16 protein-coding genes are annotated in these 16,312 nt (G+C 66.3%); 5 read left to right on the top strand and 11 right to left on the bottom strand.

Translation table 11 applies throughout. From position 1 onward, the window contains the following. Positions 1-368: GDP-mannose 4,6-dehydratase (locus KXR83_RS20455; RefSeq protein ID WP_437426397.1), on the bottom strand; the 368-nt coding region annotated here is incomplete at its 3' end. A gap of 84 nt (positions 369-452) precedes the next feature. Between KXR83_RS20455 and rfbA the strand changes: the two genes are divergently transcribed. Next, a complete protein-coding gene (gene rfbA / locus KXR83_RS20460) occupies positions 453-1,328 on the top strand; it encodes a glucose-1-phosphate thymidylyltransferase RfbA (protein ID WP_437426398.1) in 876 nt (291 codons plus the stop codon). 5 nt (positions 1,329-1,333) lie between these two features. After that, positions 1,334-1,951 carry a dTDP-4-dehydrorhamnose 3,5-epimerase family protein gene (locus tag KXR83_RS20465; RefSeq protein ID WP_437426399.1) on the top strand — a complete coding sequence of 206 codons (618 nt, stop codon included), beginning with the start codon at positions 1,334-1,336 and terminating at the stop codon, positions 1,949-1,951. Positions 1,952-1,956: 5 nt separating this feature from the next. On the opposite strand, the gene KXR83_RS20470 is transcribed toward KXR83_RS20465, so the two are convergent. Genes KXR83_RS20470 through KXR83_RS20490 form a run of 5 tightly spaced genes read right to left on the bottom strand, consistent with a single transcriptional unit; the run spans position 1,957 to position 6,719 of the window. Beyond that, positions 1,957-2,571, bottom strand: coding sequence for an ABC transporter ATP-binding protein (locus KXR83_RS20470; RefSeq protein WP_437426400.1), 615 nt, complete (start codon positions 2,569-2,571; stop codon positions 1,957-1,959). After that, positions 2,568-3,338, bottom strand: a complete 771-nt coding sequence (locus KXR83_RS20475) for an ATP-binding cassette domain-containing protein (RefSeq protein WP_437426401.1) — start codon at positions 3,336-3,338, stop codon at positions 2,568-2,570. Before KXR83_RS20475 ends, KXR83_RS20470 begins: the two co-directional genes overlap by 4 nt. Continuing rightward, positions 3,332-4,153 (bottom strand): ABC transporter permease, encoded by an 822-nt coding sequence (locus KXR83_RS20480; protein WP_437426600.1) that lies wholly within the window; start codon positions 4,151-4,153, stop codon positions 3,332-3,334. Before KXR83_RS20480 ends, KXR83_RS20475 begins: the two co-directional genes overlap by 7 nt. A 2-nt stretch (positions 4,154-4,155) precedes the next feature. Then, positions 4,156-5,151: an ABC transporter permease gene (locus KXR83_RS20485; protein ID WP_437426402.1), complete on the bottom strand. Its 996-nt coding sequence runs from the start codon at positions 5,149-5,151 to the stop codon at positions 4,156-4,158. Then, positions 5,148-6,719 (bottom strand): ABC transporter substrate-binding protein, encoded by a 1,572-nt coding sequence (locus KXR83_RS20490; RefSeq protein WP_437426601.1) that lies wholly within the window; start codon positions 6,717-6,719, stop codon positions 5,148-5,150. Before KXR83_RS20490 ends, KXR83_RS20485 begins: the two co-directional genes overlap by 4 nt. Before the next feature lie 122 nt (positions 6,720-6,841). On the opposite strand from KXR83_RS20490, the gene KXR83_RS20495 reads away from it, so the two are divergent. Further along, positions 6,842-7,138: an ArsR/SmtB family transcription factor gene (locus KXR83_RS20495; protein ID WP_437426403.1), complete on the top strand. Its 297-nt coding sequence runs from the start codon at positions 6,842-6,844 to the stop codon at positions 7,136-7,138. Here KXR83_RS20495 and KXR83_RS20500 read toward each other — a convergent pair. Continuing rightward, the gene (locus tag KXR83_RS20500) at positions 7,135-7,500 is read right to left on the bottom strand and encodes a DUF2304 domain-containing protein (protein WP_023956351.1); all 366 of its coding nucleotides are present in this window, start codon (positions 7,498-7,500) and stop codon (positions 7,135-7,137) included. The two genes, KXR83_RS20495 and KXR83_RS20500, sit on opposite strands and share 4 nt — an antisense overlap. Before the next feature lie 2 nt (positions 7,501-7,502). Then, the gene (locus KXR83_RS20505; protein ID WP_437426602.1) at positions 7,503-8,213 is read right to left on the bottom strand and encodes a glycosyltransferase family 2 protein; all 711 of its coding nucleotides are present in this window, start codon (positions 8,211-8,213) and stop codon (positions 7,503-7,505) included. 79 nt (positions 8,214-8,292) lie between these two features. Between KXR83_RS20505 and KXR83_RS20510 the strand changes: the two genes are divergently transcribed. Further along, entirely contained in the window at positions 8,293-9,168 is an 876-nt protein-coding gene (locus KXR83_RS20510; protein ID WP_437426404.1) for a glycosyltransferase family 2 protein, read from the top strand. On the opposite strand, the gene KXR83_RS20515 is transcribed toward KXR83_RS20510, so the two are convergent. Beyond that, on the bottom strand, positions 9,112-10,398 hold the full coding sequence (locus KXR83_RS20515; protein ID WP_437426405.1) for a lipopolysaccharide biosynthesis protein: 1,287 nt from the start codon (positions 10,396-10,398) through the stop codon (positions 9,112-9,114). The genes KXR83_RS20510 and KXR83_RS20515 overlap by 57 nt on opposite strands. Next, a complete protein-coding gene (locus KXR83_RS20520) occupies positions 10,398-11,762 on the bottom strand; it encodes a M1 family metallopeptidase (protein WP_437426406.1) in 1,365 nt (454 codons plus the stop codon). The genes KXR83_RS20515 and KXR83_RS20520 overlap by 1 nt, the downstream gene beginning before the upstream one ends. Positions 11,763-11,895: 133 nt before the next feature. Here KXR83_RS20520 and KXR83_RS20525 point away from each other — a divergent pair, with 133 nt between their 5' ends. Next, entirely contained in the window at positions 11,896-12,342 is a 447-nt protein-coding gene (locus tag KXR83_RS20525; RefSeq protein ID WP_437426407.1) for a DoxX family protein, read from the top strand. A 38-nt stretch (positions 12,343-12,380) separates the two neighbouring features. On the opposite strand, the gene KXR83_RS20530 is transcribed toward KXR83_RS20525, so the two are convergent. Beyond that, positions 12,381-16,259, bottom strand: a complete 3,879-nt coding sequence (locus KXR83_RS20530) for a Pls/PosA family non-ribosomal peptide synthetase (RefSeq protein WP_437426408.1) — start codon at positions 16,257-16,259, stop codon at positions 12,381-12,383. Positions 16,260-16,312: the final 53 nt, after the last annotated feature.

Below are 16,312 nucleotides of genomic sequence, written 5' to 3' on the forward strand. Positions count from 1 at the left end.
ACCTCGTCGGTGCTGATGTGGTGGTAGCGCACGTCATGCGCACGTACCGCTTCGAGTATCGAGAATGTGCCGACGAGATTGGTGTGAACAAAACTCGAGGGGTCGGCCAATGAATTGTCATTGTGCGATTCGGCGGCGAAATGGACGACAAGATCACTGTCGCCGACCAATTGGTTCACCACAGCGGTGTCGGCGACGTCTCCTTCGATCAATTCGATCTGATCGGACACCGAAGCCAGCGATTGCCTGTTCGCGGCGTACGTCATCGCGTCCAGAACCCTCACCCGGGCATCCGGCCTGGTCGCGAGGGTTCGGTGCACGAAGTTGGCGCCGATGAAACCGGCGCCACCGGTGATCAGTACCCGCATGTCAATCCTCCGTTCACTGCAGCAACCCTACCGATCGACAGCTCATCGGGTAGGCGCCAGTGCCTGGGGCCTAAGGTGTCACGTATGCGCGGAATCATCCTGGCGGGGGGCACCGGCAGTCGGCTGCATCCCATCACGCAAGGTGTGAGCAAACAACTCGTCCCCGTTTATGACAAGCCGATGATCTACTATCCGCTGACCACGTTGATGCTGGCGGGTATCCGCGAGATCCTGGTGATCACCACGCCGCACGACTCGTCTGCCTTTCAGAACCTCCTGGGGGATGGCAGTCAGTTCGGGATCTCGCTGACGTACAAGGTGCAGGAGAGTCCGGACGGGTTGGCACAGGCGTTTGTTCTGGGTGCTGATCACATCGGGTCGGAGTCGGTGGCGCTGGTCCTCGGAGACAACATCTTCTACGGACCTGGGCTGGGCTCACAGCTCAACCGGTTTCACAACATCGAGGGTGGCGCGGTGTTCGCCTACTGGGTCCGCAATCCCGAGGCGTACGGGGTGGTGGATTTCAACAGCGACGGCAAGGCCATCGACTTGCAGGAAAAGCCGGAGCATCCTCGGTCCAACTTCGCGATCCCGGGCCTGTACTTCTACGACAACAATGTCGTGGGGATCGCAGCGGGATTGCAGCCGAGTGCCCGCGGCGAGTACGAGATCACCGACGTCAACCGGGCTTACCTCGACAAGGGCCTACTGCACGTCGAGGTGCTGCCCCGTGGCACCGCGTGGCTCGACACCGGAACCTTCGACTCACTGCTGGACGCGGGCAACTTCGTCCGGACCGTCGAAGAACGTCAAGGCCTGAAAATCGCTGTGCCGGAAGAGGTTGCCTGGCGACGCGGCTTCATCGACGACGACCAGTTGCGGGCTCGCGCCCAGACTTTGCTCAAGTCGGGATACGGGACCTACCTGATCGACCTCCTCGAACGCGGCAAGGAACTATAGAGAACATGCTGATCGAACCCCTGTCCATCGACGGCGCCTGGGAGATCACCCCGAAGAAGTTCGGTGATCCGCGTGGCCTTTTCATGGAGGCATTCCGCGGTGACCTGCTGGCGGAGGTGATCGGGCATCCCTTCGACCTCCAGCAGGCCAATCTCTCGGTGTCGGCCGCCGGCGTGCTGCGCGGGGTGCATTTCGCTGATGTGCCACCGGGACAGGCGAAGTACGTCAGTTGTCCCAAAGGTGCGATCTTCGACGTGGTGGTGGACATCCGCGTCGGGTCACCGACGTTCGGTGCCTGGGACGGGGCGTTGCTCGACGACGTCGACCGCAGGGCGCTCTACATCGGTGAAGGACTCGGGCACGCGTTTGTGGCGCTCGAGGACAACTCCGTCGTCACCTATCTGTGCTCGACCGGATACAACCCCACCGGTGAACACGGCATCAATCCGTTGGACCCGGCCATCGGAATCGAATTCCCCACCACGGCCCGCGACGGCTCGGATCTCGCCTTCACCCTGTCGGACAAGGACACTGCCGCGCCGACGCTCGCCGAAGCCGAAGCGAGTGGCCTGCTTCCCGAGTACACCGACGTCATCGGTTACATCCGCAGCCTCACCACCTGAGTGGTTCAGGAAACACCGGGACCGGGCAACGTGGTGATCGTCGAGCACATCTGCTCGACCAGCCCGCTGTCGTGGCTGACCAAAGCCATGCCCACCCCTTCTGCGGCAATCGATCTCAACAGCGACGCCACGTCGGCGGCGGCGATGGGGTCGAGCATGGCGGTGGGCTCGTCGCAGAGCAGGTACGTCGGCTCCTGGACAAGCACCCTGGCAAGGCAGGCACGCTGAAGCTGGCCGTCACTGACCTGTGATGGGAAGCGGTCCAGTAACTCCGGGTCGAGCCCGGTGCGTGCGGCGTAGCTGTCCGGGTCGACCGGACGCCGCATGATGTCGCCGGGTTCGCGAATGATCTGCGACAACGTCCATCGGGGATTGCAGACCAATCGCGGGTGCTGATCGATCATCGCGACCGACCCGCGAGACGCACGGGCTGTCCCGTCGAACCGCATCTCGCCTGCATCGGGTGTGCGGATGTCGGCGAGAACCTGCAGCAGCGTGGTCTTCCCGCTGCCCGAGCGACCGATGATCCCGCTGACACGGCCGGGCGCAACGTCGAAGTCGATGTCGCGCAACACCGTGGTGCGGCCGAACCGCACCCCGATGGCACGGGCGGTGATCACCCGGGTACCCCCGAGAAGAGTTTCTGCGTGTGTTCATCGGCTGCTTGCCGGACCCGATGGGGGGAGTCCTGCGCGATGATCCGACCCCGTCGCATCACGGCGAGGGAGTCGCAGACGTCCGACGCGATCAGCGATGCGATGTCGTGCGTGATGACCAGGACGGCGGCGCCGTCATCGGCGATGCTGCGCAACAACTTCCACACCATCTCGGCGAGATCGGTGTCGAGTGCGGATGTCGGTTCGTCGGCGATCAGTACGGACGGTCGGCCGGCGAGCGCGGCTGCGATCGCGGCGCGCTGCACCATCCCACCCGACAACTGGTGTGGGAACAGCCCGAGGGCGTCGCCGGGCAGCCCCGCCAGCGCAGCCAATTCGATTGCACTGCGGTCACTGTCGAGGGCCTGGACCACTTCGGCAATCTGCGATCCGATGGCGCGGACGGGGGTGAACGACGTCGCCGGAGACTGCGGGACCAGGCCGACGGCATGTCCTCGGAGCCCCCGCCACGTCTTCTCGTCCGCGTCGGTCACCTCATGGCCGGCCACGTGCAACCGTCCCCGAGTTGTGGACCCTGGTGGCAGCAGCCCGCAGAGTGCCAGCGCCACCAGCGATTTGCCGCATCCCGACTCGCCGACCAGAGCGGTCACCGCGCCAGCCGCGACGTCGAGGTCGACACCGTCGAGGCCGGTGACCGTCGCAGTCTCCCGCTCACGGGTCGCTATGCGAACGCCGAATCCATCCAGCCGGGCAGCCATGTCGGTCACCACACCTGACCTCCTGGTGGCTGGAGTCGTCGACGCAATCCGGAACCTCCGGCCGCGACGGCGAGGGCGGTGACAAGGAGTGCCGATGCGGGAACCACCAACGTCCACCACGCGCCCAGCATCACGTCACCGCGGGACTGGCCGAGCAGCGTGCCCAGGCTGGCACGATCGGGCGAGAGTCCCACGCCGAGAAAGGAAAGCGTGGACTCGTGCCACACGGCATGGGGTAACAGCATCACCATCGCCACAAGTGCTTGCCCGCCGACGGCGGGCAGAAGGTGGTGTCGTCCCACGAACCAGCGAGACGCCCCGGCAAGGCGAGCTGACCGTACCCAGCCGGCCTCGGCTCCCGACCGCAATTCCGCCCGAACCACCCGCGCGACCGCGGGCCAGTGCGTCAAGCCGATCGAGGCAATGATCGCCAGTGGTTCGCCGCGCCACATCGCTGCGATCACGATGCCGATCACCAGATGCGGCAGGGCGTTCACCCCGTCGACCACGCGCATCACGACGGCATCGATCCAGCCGCCGGCTGCCACCGAACCCACCCCGATCAGCACTCCGAGCCCGGTGGCCACCACCGCACATACCGCGGCCAGCGTCAGCGAGATGCGCAGGCCCTCGGCTGTGCGGGTCAGCAGGTCGTATCCCGAGTGGTCGGTACCGCCCAGATGGCCGATGCCCGGCGCCCGCAACGCTTCACCGAAGTCGGCGACCGGTGAACCGGAGAGCAGGGGAACCACCACGGCCGATGTCGCGATGAGGATCAGCAACAACCACGGCCACTGTCGGCGTATCGGTGTCGCGTATGAAGCCATGCTCACGACGTCGCACCGATCCGTGGGTCGATGGCCACCGCCGCGGCGTCGGCCGCTGCCGAACCCAGCAACACGGCAAACGCCGCCCCGACCGTCAACGCCGCCAGCAGCGAGAAGTCCAGCGCAACCGCGGAGTCCACGAGCACCGATGCCAGCCCCGGCCAGCCGAAGACGGTTTCCACGATGGCGGCTCCGGCGATCACCTCCGGTAGCCGGGTCCCGAGCAGGGCCAGGGTAGGTGCCACGGATGTCGGCAGAAGGTGGCCGCGCAGCAGTGCCCAGCCGTGCAGACCCCGAGCCCTCGCCGCGCGCACCGCGTCCGACGACGATGCCTCGACCACGGCCGTACGCGTGGTCAGCAGCAGCCATGGGATCTGCGAGATGGTCAGTGCCACAAAGGGGAGGAGGCCGTGGGTGAGAATTCCCCGTGCGGTGTACGGGTCGCCGGGAGCGGCTGCCCCCGACGTGGGGAACCACCCCAACGACACCGCGACCACCGACACCAGTACCAGCGACACCACAAAGGGGGGTACAGCGGCCAACGCCGCAGACACAGCTGAACACGTCTGGTCAAGTGGTCCGCCGCGGCGCATCCCGGCCAGAGTGCCCAGCAGGATCCCTATCAGCGCGGAAGCAACCATCGCGGCGAGTGACAATGCGACGGTGAACGGCAGTCGCTCGGTGAGAACGGTTGACACCGGCAATGATTGGGTGGACGACCATCCGAGGTTGCCCTGACACAGCTCGGAGAACCACCGCCACCATGCGGTGTACCAGGAGCCGTCGGTGTTGTATGCCTCCCGCACTGCGGCCCGCTGTGACAGGGTGGAAGATTGATATCCATCACCGAGGTAGACGGTCAGCGGGTCCAGGGGTGAGAGCGACGCGATGAAGAAGATCGCTGCCGACACGGCCAGTGTCACGGGCACGGCGACCACCGCCCGTACGCCCAGAAGTCGAACTGCCGGTACGACTCTCGATCGGGTGACAGCGTTCATCGGGTCCACCCGGCGACATTCCACCAGGGGCCCCAGGAGACCCCGTGTGAATGTGGCTCGAGGATCGGTGCGGTCTGGTTCCAACCGAGATCGCGGTAGGCGTAGGTGTGGTCGAGGAAGGCCAGGAACACATACGACGGCTCAGAGATGTACCGCTGCTGCACTTCTCGATATCTCGCGTCGGTGGTGGGCGACGGTCCGGCAGACCGTGCCTCGTCGAGCAATTGATCTACACCAGGGGGAGTGAGGTTGCCCGGGTTCGCGTACGGGGACGAGTCCGGAACCCGGGTGTGCAGCGTGTCGTACACCTGAGACTCGATGCTGTAGGGGGTTTCGCCTCCGCCCAGGAGTACCGCCGCGGTGTCCAATCTGGTGTCGATCTCGTCCCAGCTCGTGCCTCGTGTCCGCACCTCGACGCCGAGCGGTGCCATTGCCGCGGCGAAGGCGGTGGAGAGGTCACGGCGCAGGCTGTCCTGCGCGTTGTAGAGCAGTTCGAATCGGGCTGTGCTGCCGTCTTTCTGCCGCACACCCTCGGTGCCCATCCGCCAGCCCGCGCGGTCGAGCATGGCCGCGGCACTGTCGACATCGTGGGGGAACTGGGCTTTGGGATCGTAGGCGTCGCCGTAGACTTCGGCGACGGGTGTGCTCGCGGGCCGACCGTGGCCTGCCAGTACGTCCTCGATCATGGTCTGCCGGTCGAGGCCGACATTCATCGCCGTCCGCGCAATTGGGTCGGCGGTGAAAGAGTTGTTGCGCGGCAGCGACACTCCGCGCCAGTCCGCCGATGCGACCCCGATGGTCGTGATTCCTGTGCGACCGGCGACCGCGCCGAGCAACCCGGGCGGCAGGCTTGCGCCATCGACCTCACCGGCGACGATGCGCTGGGCGCGGGTGTTGTCGTCGGGAGTATGGGTGAACACCAGCGAACGCACCTGTGGACTAGGGCCCCAGTAGTCGTCGCGGGCGGTGAAGGCGGCTTGGTCCGGACGCAGGCTCGTCAGTTCGTAGGGGCCGGTACCGACAGGTTCGGTGTTCAACGTCCAGTCGGCAACGGGTGCCTGCTCGATCCGTTCGGACGGCGCGATCCCCAGCAGCAGGTGAGGTGACGGATCGGCGTCGTTGGCCATCGTGACGACCACGGCGTCGGTGCCGTCGGCGCGGATGTCGGTGATGGGGCGGAAGTGGGTCGCGATGTCGGAGGCGACCATTGGGCTGGCCACTGCTTTGTACGTTGCGACAACATCGGCGGAGTCCAGCGACGATCCGTCGGAGAATGTGACGCCTGGCCGCAGCTGCATTCGCCATTGCCGCTCGCCGAGGGGTGCCGGCGCCGCGACCGCCAGTGCCGGAACCAGATCGGGCAGCGTGGTGTCGGTGTCGGACGCTGGGCGCAGCAGGCCGTCGTACAGAGGGGACACACCGAGTTCGCCGTAGCCTGCGACAGGGTTGTATCCACCGAGTTCCTGGCTTTCGGCCAGAACGATGCGGTCTGTGCGATCCACGCTCGGCGACGCACATCCTGCCGCGGCGGCCACTGCCACGCAGACGAGAGCCAGGAACAGAGGCATTCGACGAATGCGTGGCACCGATCGACTCCCTCGCCCACAACATGTGTCTGCACAGACACATTTACGTGCCGTAGCCTAACACCGACGAGACGGGGCAGCAGCACGAGAGCGTGGGGGCGGACATGGGCGACCACGAGCACACCGATATCGACGGTTGGGCCAAACGCTTTGCGCTGCTGTCCGATTCCACGCGATTGCGCCTGATCACGCACATGCACGAACACCCGGACGCAACGGTCAGTGAACTCGCCGCGGCCGCCCGGATCACCGAGAACGCGGCCTCCCAGTCGCTGCGCGCCCTACGTGCACAGGGCTGGGTGACCACCACCAAAACAGGTCGGACGGTGCACTACCGTGTGGTCGCCGACGCCATCGTCCACCGGATCCTGCACGACGTGATGGGCGCGCACCATCACTAGAACGGATCGTCGCCGGGTTCGGCTTTCCGGTTCTCCAGCGCGGCATTCTGCAAAGCGATGGCCCGGGCGAGGCGCGCGTACTTCACTTCCAGTTCGCGAAACCGCAGATAGGTTCCGATGGTGGTGAACGCGAAAGCCACCACCAGGCAATAGAGCACGAGGTCGGTGCCACGGCCGACACCCACCCATCCGGCGATGACGGTGAGGTCGTCGGGCCGCAGCAAGGCATACACACCGAAGGCCAGGAAGCCGACAAACGCGATCTTCACCCAGGCCGAGGCCTTGGCGTTGCCGCGCTGGGTGATGAAGTATCCGACCAACGCGATGACAAACAGGATCAGGATGATCTGAATGGCCAGCATGATTACCGCCTCATCCGGCCGTGAAGCAGGCCATCGGTCAAGATGTTCACACCGTTGAGCAGCGACTGACCTTTGGCCATGGAGTATTCGGTGTAGAGGATGGTGACCGGTTGTTCGGCAACCCGCCACTGATGATGGTCGATGAGTGCGACGAACTCCGACGCGTGGCTCATCCCGTTCATGATCAGGTCGAGTTGTGCGGCCACCGTGGCGTTGAAGACCCGAAGACCGTTGTGAGCGTCGGTCAGACCCAGTCGGCGGGTACGCGGGCTGAGAAACACTATGGTGCGCAGCGCCATCCGTTTGACCACCGGAACGCTCTTGCTCCGGTCGTCGGCGAATCGGGTACCGATGACCATGTCCAGGGGCTCGGACCGCAGGCGGTCCAGCATGGCCACCACGTCGTCCACCTGATGTTGGCCATCGGCATCGAAGGTCACAAAATACTCGGCGCCACGCTGGGAACGCGCGTACTCCACGCCGGTCTGAATGGCCGCGCCCTGACCGAGATTCACCGGATGTCGCACCAGATGTACTCCGGCAGCCAGTATTTCGTCGGCAGAGCCGTCTTTGCTGCCGTCATCGACACAGACGATGTTCGGAAAGGTCCGTTTTGCCGCGCCGGCCACCGATCGGATGACCGGAGCTTCGTTGAAGACGGGAACGATCAGCCACACATCTGAATTGCCCACGGCAGTACCTGGCTCAGTGATCGTTCCACCTCCACGCCCACCTCGACTGCAAACCGGCCGCCTGGGAGTCTATCGGTTCGCCGCAGCGTATTCTTCCACCGTGCTGGTCGATGTCATGTTGCCGTTCTACGGGGACGTCGCCCTCTTCAAGACCGCCGTGCGCAGCGTCCTCGCCCAGACCCACGGCGACTTCCGCCTGGTGATGGTCGACGACCAATATCCGGACCCCGAACCGGCACGCTGGCTGCAGGAACTGACGGACCCCCGGGTGCACTACCTGCGTAACAAGGAGAATCTCGGGGTCAACGGCAACTTCCGTCGGTGTGTGGATCTGGTGGAGGCGCCCGCGTTCACCATCATGGGATGCGATGACGTGATGGCCCCCGACCACCTGGCGCGAGCGGTCGCCGCACTCGGGAGCCACCACGAGGCAGCGGTGGTGCAGCCCGGGGTGGACGTCATCGATTCCGCAGGTGAGGTCGTCCGTCCGCTGGGAGATCGGGTCAAGGCCTCGATGGCTCCCACCTCGCCCACCACGCTGAGCGGCGAGTCGATGGCGCAGAGCCTCTACCGCGGGAACTGGACGTACTTCCCGTCACTGGTGTGGCGCACCGAGATCGCGGCGCCCATCGGCTTCCGGTCCGGTCTCGAGGTTGCCCTCGACCTGGGGCTGCTCACCGACATCGCCCGTGCAGGCGGATCGATGGTGTTCGACCCCCATGTCACCTTTTTCTATCGGCGCCATCAGCAGTCCGTCAGCTCGGTACGTGCGGTCGACGGCCGCCGGTTCGAGGAGGAACGCGCCTTCTTCGAGACCGAGGCATCACGCTGCCGCGAGCAGGGATGGTCCAAGGCCGAACGGGCCGCCCGACGCCACGTCACCTCGAGGCTCAACGCGGCGACGCTCTTGCCGAGCGCGTTAGTCGGCCGACAATGGAGCGTCGCCCGGGCCCTGGGCCGGCACGTCGTGCGCTGATCCGCCGCGCGCTGCCAGCAGGTGTACGGCGATGCCCACCAGCGGTCCGATCATCAGGGCGATCGGGACGCGGACCGTCAGGTCGGCCGGAATGAACAGCAGTCCCACGCTCACCGCCGTCGCCAGCCACCATCCGGCCGCATAAAGCCGATGTCGGCCGGCGGCCAGGGCCATCGCCCCGGTCAGGGTCAGCATCGCCATCGCCACGGCCCCGGCGGTCAGTGCCGCGACGACGGCGCCCGACAGCTGGTAGTCGGCGCCGAAGACGGTCTCGAGGAGCCACGGACCGGTCAGCCACGCAGCCAGGATCCCCACCAGACCGACCCCGAGAACGACAGCGGCCGGTGACGCCACCGACCGCAGGATGTGATCACGGTTGTCGACGAAGCGGCTGATCAGGACGCCCTGAAAGCTGTTCAGCGGGACGAGGAGTGGCGCACGGGTGAGCGTGACCGCAAGGATCACCGCGCCGGCAGACGCGTCGAGGCCGTCGCTGGAGATCGAGATGAGCACGGGGAACCCCATCACGAGAACAGCGCTGGCCATCGCGGCTGCCATCGCCGTGAGCATGTTGCGCGCCAGATCGCCGGACGGCACATCACCGCGTGCGCCGAGCGCTCCCCGTGCGCCGGCAAAGATGGCCAGGACGACCGCAGTGGAGACCGTGCCCGCCACCGTGATGACCAAGAAGGCCTGTAGGCCCCATCCGGCAGCCACCGCGACCACGGTCAGCAGCAGGCGGATCAACGCATCGACGACGAGAAGGGCCGAGAAAACGCCCCATCGACCCAGCCCCGACAGCACGCCGCCCAGCCCCGCGTAGAGACTGAACGCCGCGACTCCTGCCGTCAGCAGCAGCACCGATTCGACACGATCCGACTCGAATACAACCCCGGCCCAGGCAAGGGAGGTGACGGCGACCACGGCAGCCAGGGCGAGCCCGAGGATCGCGTTCATCGGCATCGGCCGGGCACCGGTGTTGTGCCCTCGTTCACGCGCGCGCCGAACCGCTCGGGTGGTCTCCTGCAGCTGTCCGTTCTGGGTGCCGGTCACCAATCCGTACGCGGCCCAAAAGACGGCGAACGCCGCATACCCGTCGGCGCCCAAGGCACGTGCCGCCAGCAACAGCACGAGGTAACCCGACGCTGCGGCCACCACGGTGGCCACTGCCACGCGGCTCAGGGAGTCACGAGTACTCGGGGCCACATTGCTCGCCGGGCCTTCGCTCATCAGGGGCCCGGGTAGGGCGGCAGCGCCTTCTGCTCGAGCCACTGGTGCCACAGATCGTGCAGCGGCTGTGGGCTGTACCGGGCGGCGAGTCCGGTGAAGTCCTCGGTACTGACCGAGCTGTAGCGGTACTCGCGGGTCCATTCGCGCAACAAGGCGAAGAAGTTGTTGTCGCCCAGAGACTTCCGCAGCGCGTGAAGGGTGAGTGCGCCCCGCTTGTACACGACGTCGTCGAACATGCGCGCGGGTCCGGGATCACCGATCGCAAGATCCTGCGACGACGACGCGAGACGGTCGTAGTACTTACGCGACTGCGCTTCGGCCGTGAGCCCTCCCGAGCGTTCGGACCACAGCCATTCGCTGTAACAGGCGAAACCCTCGTGCAGCCAGATGTCCTTCCAGCGCGACAGGGTCAGGGAATTGCCGAACCATTGATGAGCGAGCTCGTGCGCGATGAGCCGCTCGGAAGAACCTGAGCCGTCGCAGTGGTTGGCCCCGAAGATCGACAGACCCTGTGCCTCGATGGGGATCTCGAGTTCGTCGTCGGTGACCACCACGGAGTATTCAGGAAACGGGTAGGGCCCGAACCACTCGATGAACGCTTCCATGATGCGTGCCTGGTTGACGAACTCGGCATCGAAGTCCCTGCGCAGTCTCGGCGGGATCACCGCGTGGATCGGCACCGGCTTGGTCGTCAAGGTCTGCCGCGTGTACTGACCGATCTGGATGGTGGCGAGGTAGGACGCCATCGGCTCCACCTGCTCGTACACCCAGGTGGTCTGGGCGGCTTTGGTCCGTTTGCGCTGCAGCGACCCGTTGGCCACCGCCATGAACGGGCTATCGGTGGTGATCGAGATACCGTATGCCGCTTTGGAGATCGGGTGGTCATCACACGGAAACCACGATGCCGCGCCGTTGGGCTGGCTCGCCACGAGCGAGCCCTCGGTGAGCTCTTCCCAGCCGACTTCACCCCACCGACCGCGGATCGGACGCGGATTGCCCGAGTACTTCACCACGACGGTCATCACGCCGCCCGGTGGCAGCTCGTCTTCCATCGTGACCGTCAATTTGTTGCTGCGGTGACTGAATCGCCGCGCGCGGGTGCCGTTGACCGTCACCCGGTCGACCTTGAGGGCGCCAGAGAGATCCAGGGCGAACCGGTTCAGTGTGATGATCGTGGTGGCCGTGATGGTCGCGGTCCCGGCAAGCCGGTTCGTCGCCACCCGGTATTCGAGGTCGAGGTCGTAGCGGGACACGCGATAACCGAGGTTGCCGTTGGCGGGCAGATACGGATCGATGCCGTCCGAGGGATCGCCGAGGAGCGGTTGACCTGTCCCGGAGGAACGTCGGCCCGCTTTACCTGGCACTAATCCTCCTATTCGGCCCCACGTTTGGTCTTTCATGACGTTACATGGCTCCTAGGGCGATGGCGCTCTGAGACCCGTGGGGCCGCTGCCCGGAAACACACCTATGTGCCAAACGACCTGAAGGACGGAAGTCATGGGTACCACGAGGAATCTCGCATCGTTTGTCGCCCGAGTGATTCTCGGCATCATCTTCATCTTCCATGGCTGGCAGAAGCTGAACAAAGACGGGATCGACGCCACCGAGGCCTACTTCAAGTCGTTGGACATCCCCCTGCCTGCGGCCGCTGCGTGGTACTCGGCGCTGGTCGAGTTCGGTGGTGGAATCCTGCTCATCCTCGGAGTTCTCACGCCGCTGGTGTCCTTGCTGCTGATCGCCGACATGATCGGGGCGATCTTCTACGCGCACATCGACAACGGATTCTGGAACGCCGATCAGGGCTACGAACTGCCGTTGGCGCTGATCGCAGGCCTCGTCGCCGTCGGGTTCGCCGACACCGGCCGGATCGGTGGCGACGGATACCTGATGAATCGCCGGCGCCGCCGCCGCGACCTCAATCGCGACCGCGACGTCGCGTACTGACAACCGGCCCGTCACCCGCCCGAATTGATCCCGGGCCCTCAATTCCAGGGCGCGATCGGATTGCCTTGCCAGCGGGTCGAATCGGGCACCACGTCGCCGCGCATCACCAGCGATGCCGGGCCGACGGTCGCCCCGTCGCCGAGTCCTGAGGCAGGCAGCGCGACGCAGTGCGGTCCCAGGGTGGCGCCGGCGCCCAGGACGACTTCGTCCATGGCCATCACCCGATCGTGGAACAGATGGGTCTGCACCACGCAGCCCCGAGCGACGGTGGCGCCGTCACCGAGGCGAACCAGGTCGGCCTCGGGCAGCCAGTACGTTTCGCACCAGACGCCCTTGCCGATGTGGGCGCCGAGCATTCTCAGCCACAGGTTGAGGATGGGTGTTCCGGTGGCGGCGTTGGCGAACCACGGGGCCGCGACCGTCTCGACGAACGCGTCCGACAACTCGTTGCGCCAGACGAACGAGCTCCACAGCGGGTACTCGGTGGCCCGGATACGTCCCACGACAGCCCATTTGGCGGCGGCCGCGATGCAGCAGGCGGCGGCTCCGGCCACCAACAGCACCAGCCCGCTGACGGCTGCTGCAACGTAGATGTTCGATTCCTGCGAGATGTACTGCAGGCCGATCAGCACGAACAATCCCAGGCCGAAGGTGATCATCACCGGGATCAGACGCAACGTCTCTACCGAAGCGCGGGCCACCTTCAACTTCATCGGCGGATCGAAGGTCCGCGAGGTGTCCGATTGTGCGGCCGCCCGGCGCAGTCGTACCGGTGGGCTGCCGAGCCAGCTCGACCCCGACTTGGCCTTGCTCGGGGTGGCCGAGAGCACCGCCACCAGCGAGTTCTTCGGGACTTTTCGTCCCGGGCCGGTCATCCCGGAGTTGCCGAGGAAAGCGCGCTTGCCCACCTTCGCCTCGTCGATGTGCATCCATCCGCCGCCCAGTTCGTACGAGGCGACCATGGTGTCGTCGGCCAGAAATGCCCCATCACCGACGGTGGTGAACTTCGGGATCACCAGTGCGGTCGAGATCTCGGTGCCCTTGCCGATGTCGGCGCCGAGCAACCGGAACCAAAACGGCGTCAGCAGTGACGCGTAGAGCGGGAACAGGAAGGTGCGGGCAGAATCCATCAACCGTTCGGTGGCCCACACCTGCCAGCCGGTCCGCGACCGTACCGGGTGATAGCCCTCGCGCATCCCGAGGGAGAGCAGGCGCACCAGCACCACCGTGATGAATGCGAACACCAGAAGGCTCACCAAGGTCGCGACCGGCAGGAGCGCCAGCGCGCGCAGTGCGACCGACCGCAGCCGGTCCGCGCTGCCGGCCCACGCGCCGATCACGGCGAGCCCCGCGCACAGAGAGATGAGCGGAACGCCGGCCAGTGCGATGGACGACAGACCGAAGATCGGCACCCAGTAGCTGCGCCGCGGCGGCCGGTGGTGGGGCCAGGGGCGCTGGGCCTTACCGGTTTTCACCGCGGGTGACCCGGCCCAGTGCTGGCCGCCCTTGATCCGGCCCATCACCGCCGAACCGGGGGCGATCTCGGCGTTGGCTCCGATGGTGGTGCCGGGCAACAAGGTCGAGCGCGATCCCACGCTCGCGCCGGCACCGATCTCGATGTCGCCGATGTGGACCACGTCGCCGTCGATCCACCAGCCGGCCAGGTCCACCTCCGGCTCGACGGAGCAACCGTCGCCGAGGGTGATCAGGCCGGTGACGGGCGGGAGGCTGTGCATGTCCACGCCGTGGCCGATCTGAGCGCCCAGCGATCGGGCGAAGTAGATCATCCAGGGGGCACCGGCGAGGTTGGCTGCGCCGCTGGCCTCGGTGAGCCGCTCGGCGATCCACAATCGCACGTGCACCGACCCGCCGCGTGGATAGTCACCCGGCTCCACCCCGGCGAGCAACAAGCGGATCCCGCCCGCGGCGATGGCCATCCGGCCCAGCGGGGTGATGAAGACGATGAACGCCGCCAACACCACCCACCAGTTCACCGGATGGATCCACGGTGCGTCGGTGAACCATGCGAGCACGTTGTTGATCACCGCGAGCCAGGTGACCCACTGCAGTCCCGTGAGCGTTGTCAGCGGCACCGACAACGCCACCTGCGCAAGACCGGTTCGGCGGGGGGTGGGGCGAACGATGCGTTTTTCGGTGACCGCCCCGGGGTTGATGTCGTCGAGCATCTGCGCCAGCGAGCCGAGTCGGGGATGGTCGTAGAGATCGGCGACCGTCACCGTCGGGAAACGTTCGCGCAGCGCGGTGACCAACTGGGCCGCCGCCAGCGAACCGCCTCCCTCGGAGAAGAAATCGGTCTCGGCGTCGGTGATCGACACCCCGAGTACCGCGGTCCAGCGCTCGGCCACCCACGCCTCGGTGGAGTTCAGGTCGCCGGGCGTCTCGTCGTCCCCGGACGACGGCAGGGGCCAGGGCAGCGCGTTGCGGTCGACCTTGCCCGACGTGCGGGTCGGCAGTTCGTCCACCAGGACGAGCCGGGGTATCAGCGCGGCGGGCAATTGGTCGGAGAGCCGGTCGCGGGCGAGTGCGATGTCGAAGTCGGGATCGGTGGACACGAGATAACCCACGAGAACCGAGTTGCCCGCGGCGGACTTGCGCACCGCCGCGGCGGCGCCACCGACACCCGGCAGATGCTGCAGCGCGTTGTCGACCTCGCCGAGCTCGATCCGCCGGCCACCGACCTTCACCTGGTCGTCGGCGCGACCCATGAAGACCAGGCCTTCGGGTTCAAAACGCACCAGGTCGCCACTGCGGTACGCGCGGTCCCAGCCGAGTGTGTCCATGGGGGAGTACTTCTCGGCATCTTTGGCCGGGTCGAGATACCGGGCCAGACCCACTCCGCCGATCACCAGCTCGCCGATCTCGCCGGGCGCAACGGGCTGCCCGTCGCCATCGACCACCGCGAGATCCCAGCCGGCCAGCGGCAAACCGATGCGGACCGGCATGGTGCCGTCGAGCTGCGCGGCGCACGCCACCACGGTCGCCTCGGTGGGGCCGTAGGTGTTCCACACCTCGCGGCCGTCGACGGCAAGACGGGCACCGAGCTCGGGCGGGCAGGCCTCGCCGCCGAAGATCAGCAGTCGCACCGCTTCGAGGGCCTCCGGTGGCCACAGCGACGCCAGGGTCGGAACCGTCGAGACAACAGTGATGTCACGCTGCACCAGCCACGGCCCGAGGTCCATACCCGACCTCACGAGGGCGCGTGGTGCAGGCACCAGGCATGCGCCGTAGCGCCAGGCCAGCCACATCTCTTCGCAGGACGCGTCGAACGCGACCGACAGACCGGCCAGGACCCGGTCGCCCGGACCCAGCGGCTCGTCCTGCAGGAACATCTCGGCCTCGGCGTCGACGAACGCGGCGGCGTTGCGGTGGGTCACCGCCACACCCTTCGGCGTCCCCGTGGAACCGGAGGTGAAGATGATCCACGCGTCGTCCTCGACGGTCGGTCGCTGGGCGTCCGCCGGCCGGTCGACGTCGCTGTCGCTCGAACGAGAAAGACCGAGGTCGGATGGCCACCGCAGACCGTCGGCGCCGAGTACCGCCGCCACCTGGGCCTCGCCGAAGACGAGTGTCGCCCGCTCGGGTGGATCGTCGGCGTCCACCGGAACGTAGGCGGCGCCGGCCGCCAGCGTCGAGAGAATGGCCAGGTACAGCTCGCGTGAGCCCGAGGGCATGCGGATCCCGATGCGGTCGCCCCGGCCGATGCCGCGGCTGCCGAGCCACGCCGCGCCCTCGTCTATCAGGTCGATGACCTCGGAGTAGGTGAGAACCAACTCCCCGTCGTCGATGGCGGGTGCATCCGGATGAGCTGACGCGGTTTCGGTCAGGATGTCGATCAGGGTGCGTGCGGTCGGCGCCTGCGCTGATCTGCTGAACTGCGCCAGGGTCGGAGCTGTCACCGAGGTCCTTTCTCAAGTCAAAGAATGCTCATTGTCGCAGCAGGTACCGGCCC

This window comes from Williamsia muralis (genome assembly GCF_051487485.1).
In the GTDB taxonomy this organism is placed as follows: domain Bacteria; phylum Actinomycetota; class Actinomycetes; order Mycobacteriales; family Mycobacteriaceae; genus Williamsia; species Williamsia muralis_B.

Excerpts from the sequence above, each read along its gene's own strand:
- rfbA (WP_437426398.1), top strand. The coding sequence starts at position 453 with ATGCGCGGAATCATCCTGGCGGGGGGCACCGGCAGTCGGCTGCATCCC.
- KXR83_RS20465 (WP_437426399.1), top strand. The coding sequence starts at position 1,334 with ATGCTGATCGAACCCCTGTCCATCGACGGCGCCTGGGAGATCACCCCG.
- KXR83_RS20480 (WP_437426600.1), bottom strand. The coding sequence starts at position 4,153 with ATGGCTTCATACGCGACACCGATACGCCGACAGTGGCCGTGGTTGTTG.
- KXR83_RS20485 (WP_437426402.1), bottom strand. The coding sequence starts at position 5,151 with ATGAACGCTGTCACCCGATCGAGAGTCGTACCGGCAGTTCGACTTCTG.
- KXR83_RS20490 (WP_437426601.1), bottom strand. The coding sequence starts at position 6,719 with ATGCCTCTGTTCCTGGCTCTCGTCTGCGTGGCAGTGGCCGCCGCGGCA.
- KXR83_RS20495 (WP_437426403.1), top strand. The coding sequence starts at position 6,842 with ATGGGCGACCACGAGCACACCGATATCGACGGTTGGGCCAAACGCTTT.
- KXR83_RS20500 (WP_023956351.1), bottom strand. The coding sequence starts at position 7,500 with ATGCTGGCCATTCAGATCATCCTGATCCTGTTTGTCATCGCGTTGGTC.
- KXR83_RS20515 (WP_437426405.1), bottom strand. The coding sequence starts at position 10,398 with ATGAGCGAAGGCCCGGCGAGCAATGTGGCCCCGAGTACTCGTGACTCC.
- KXR83_RS20525 (WP_437426407.1), top strand. The coding sequence starts at position 11,896 with ATGGGTACCACGAGGAATCTCGCATCGTTTGTCGCCCGAGTGATTCTC.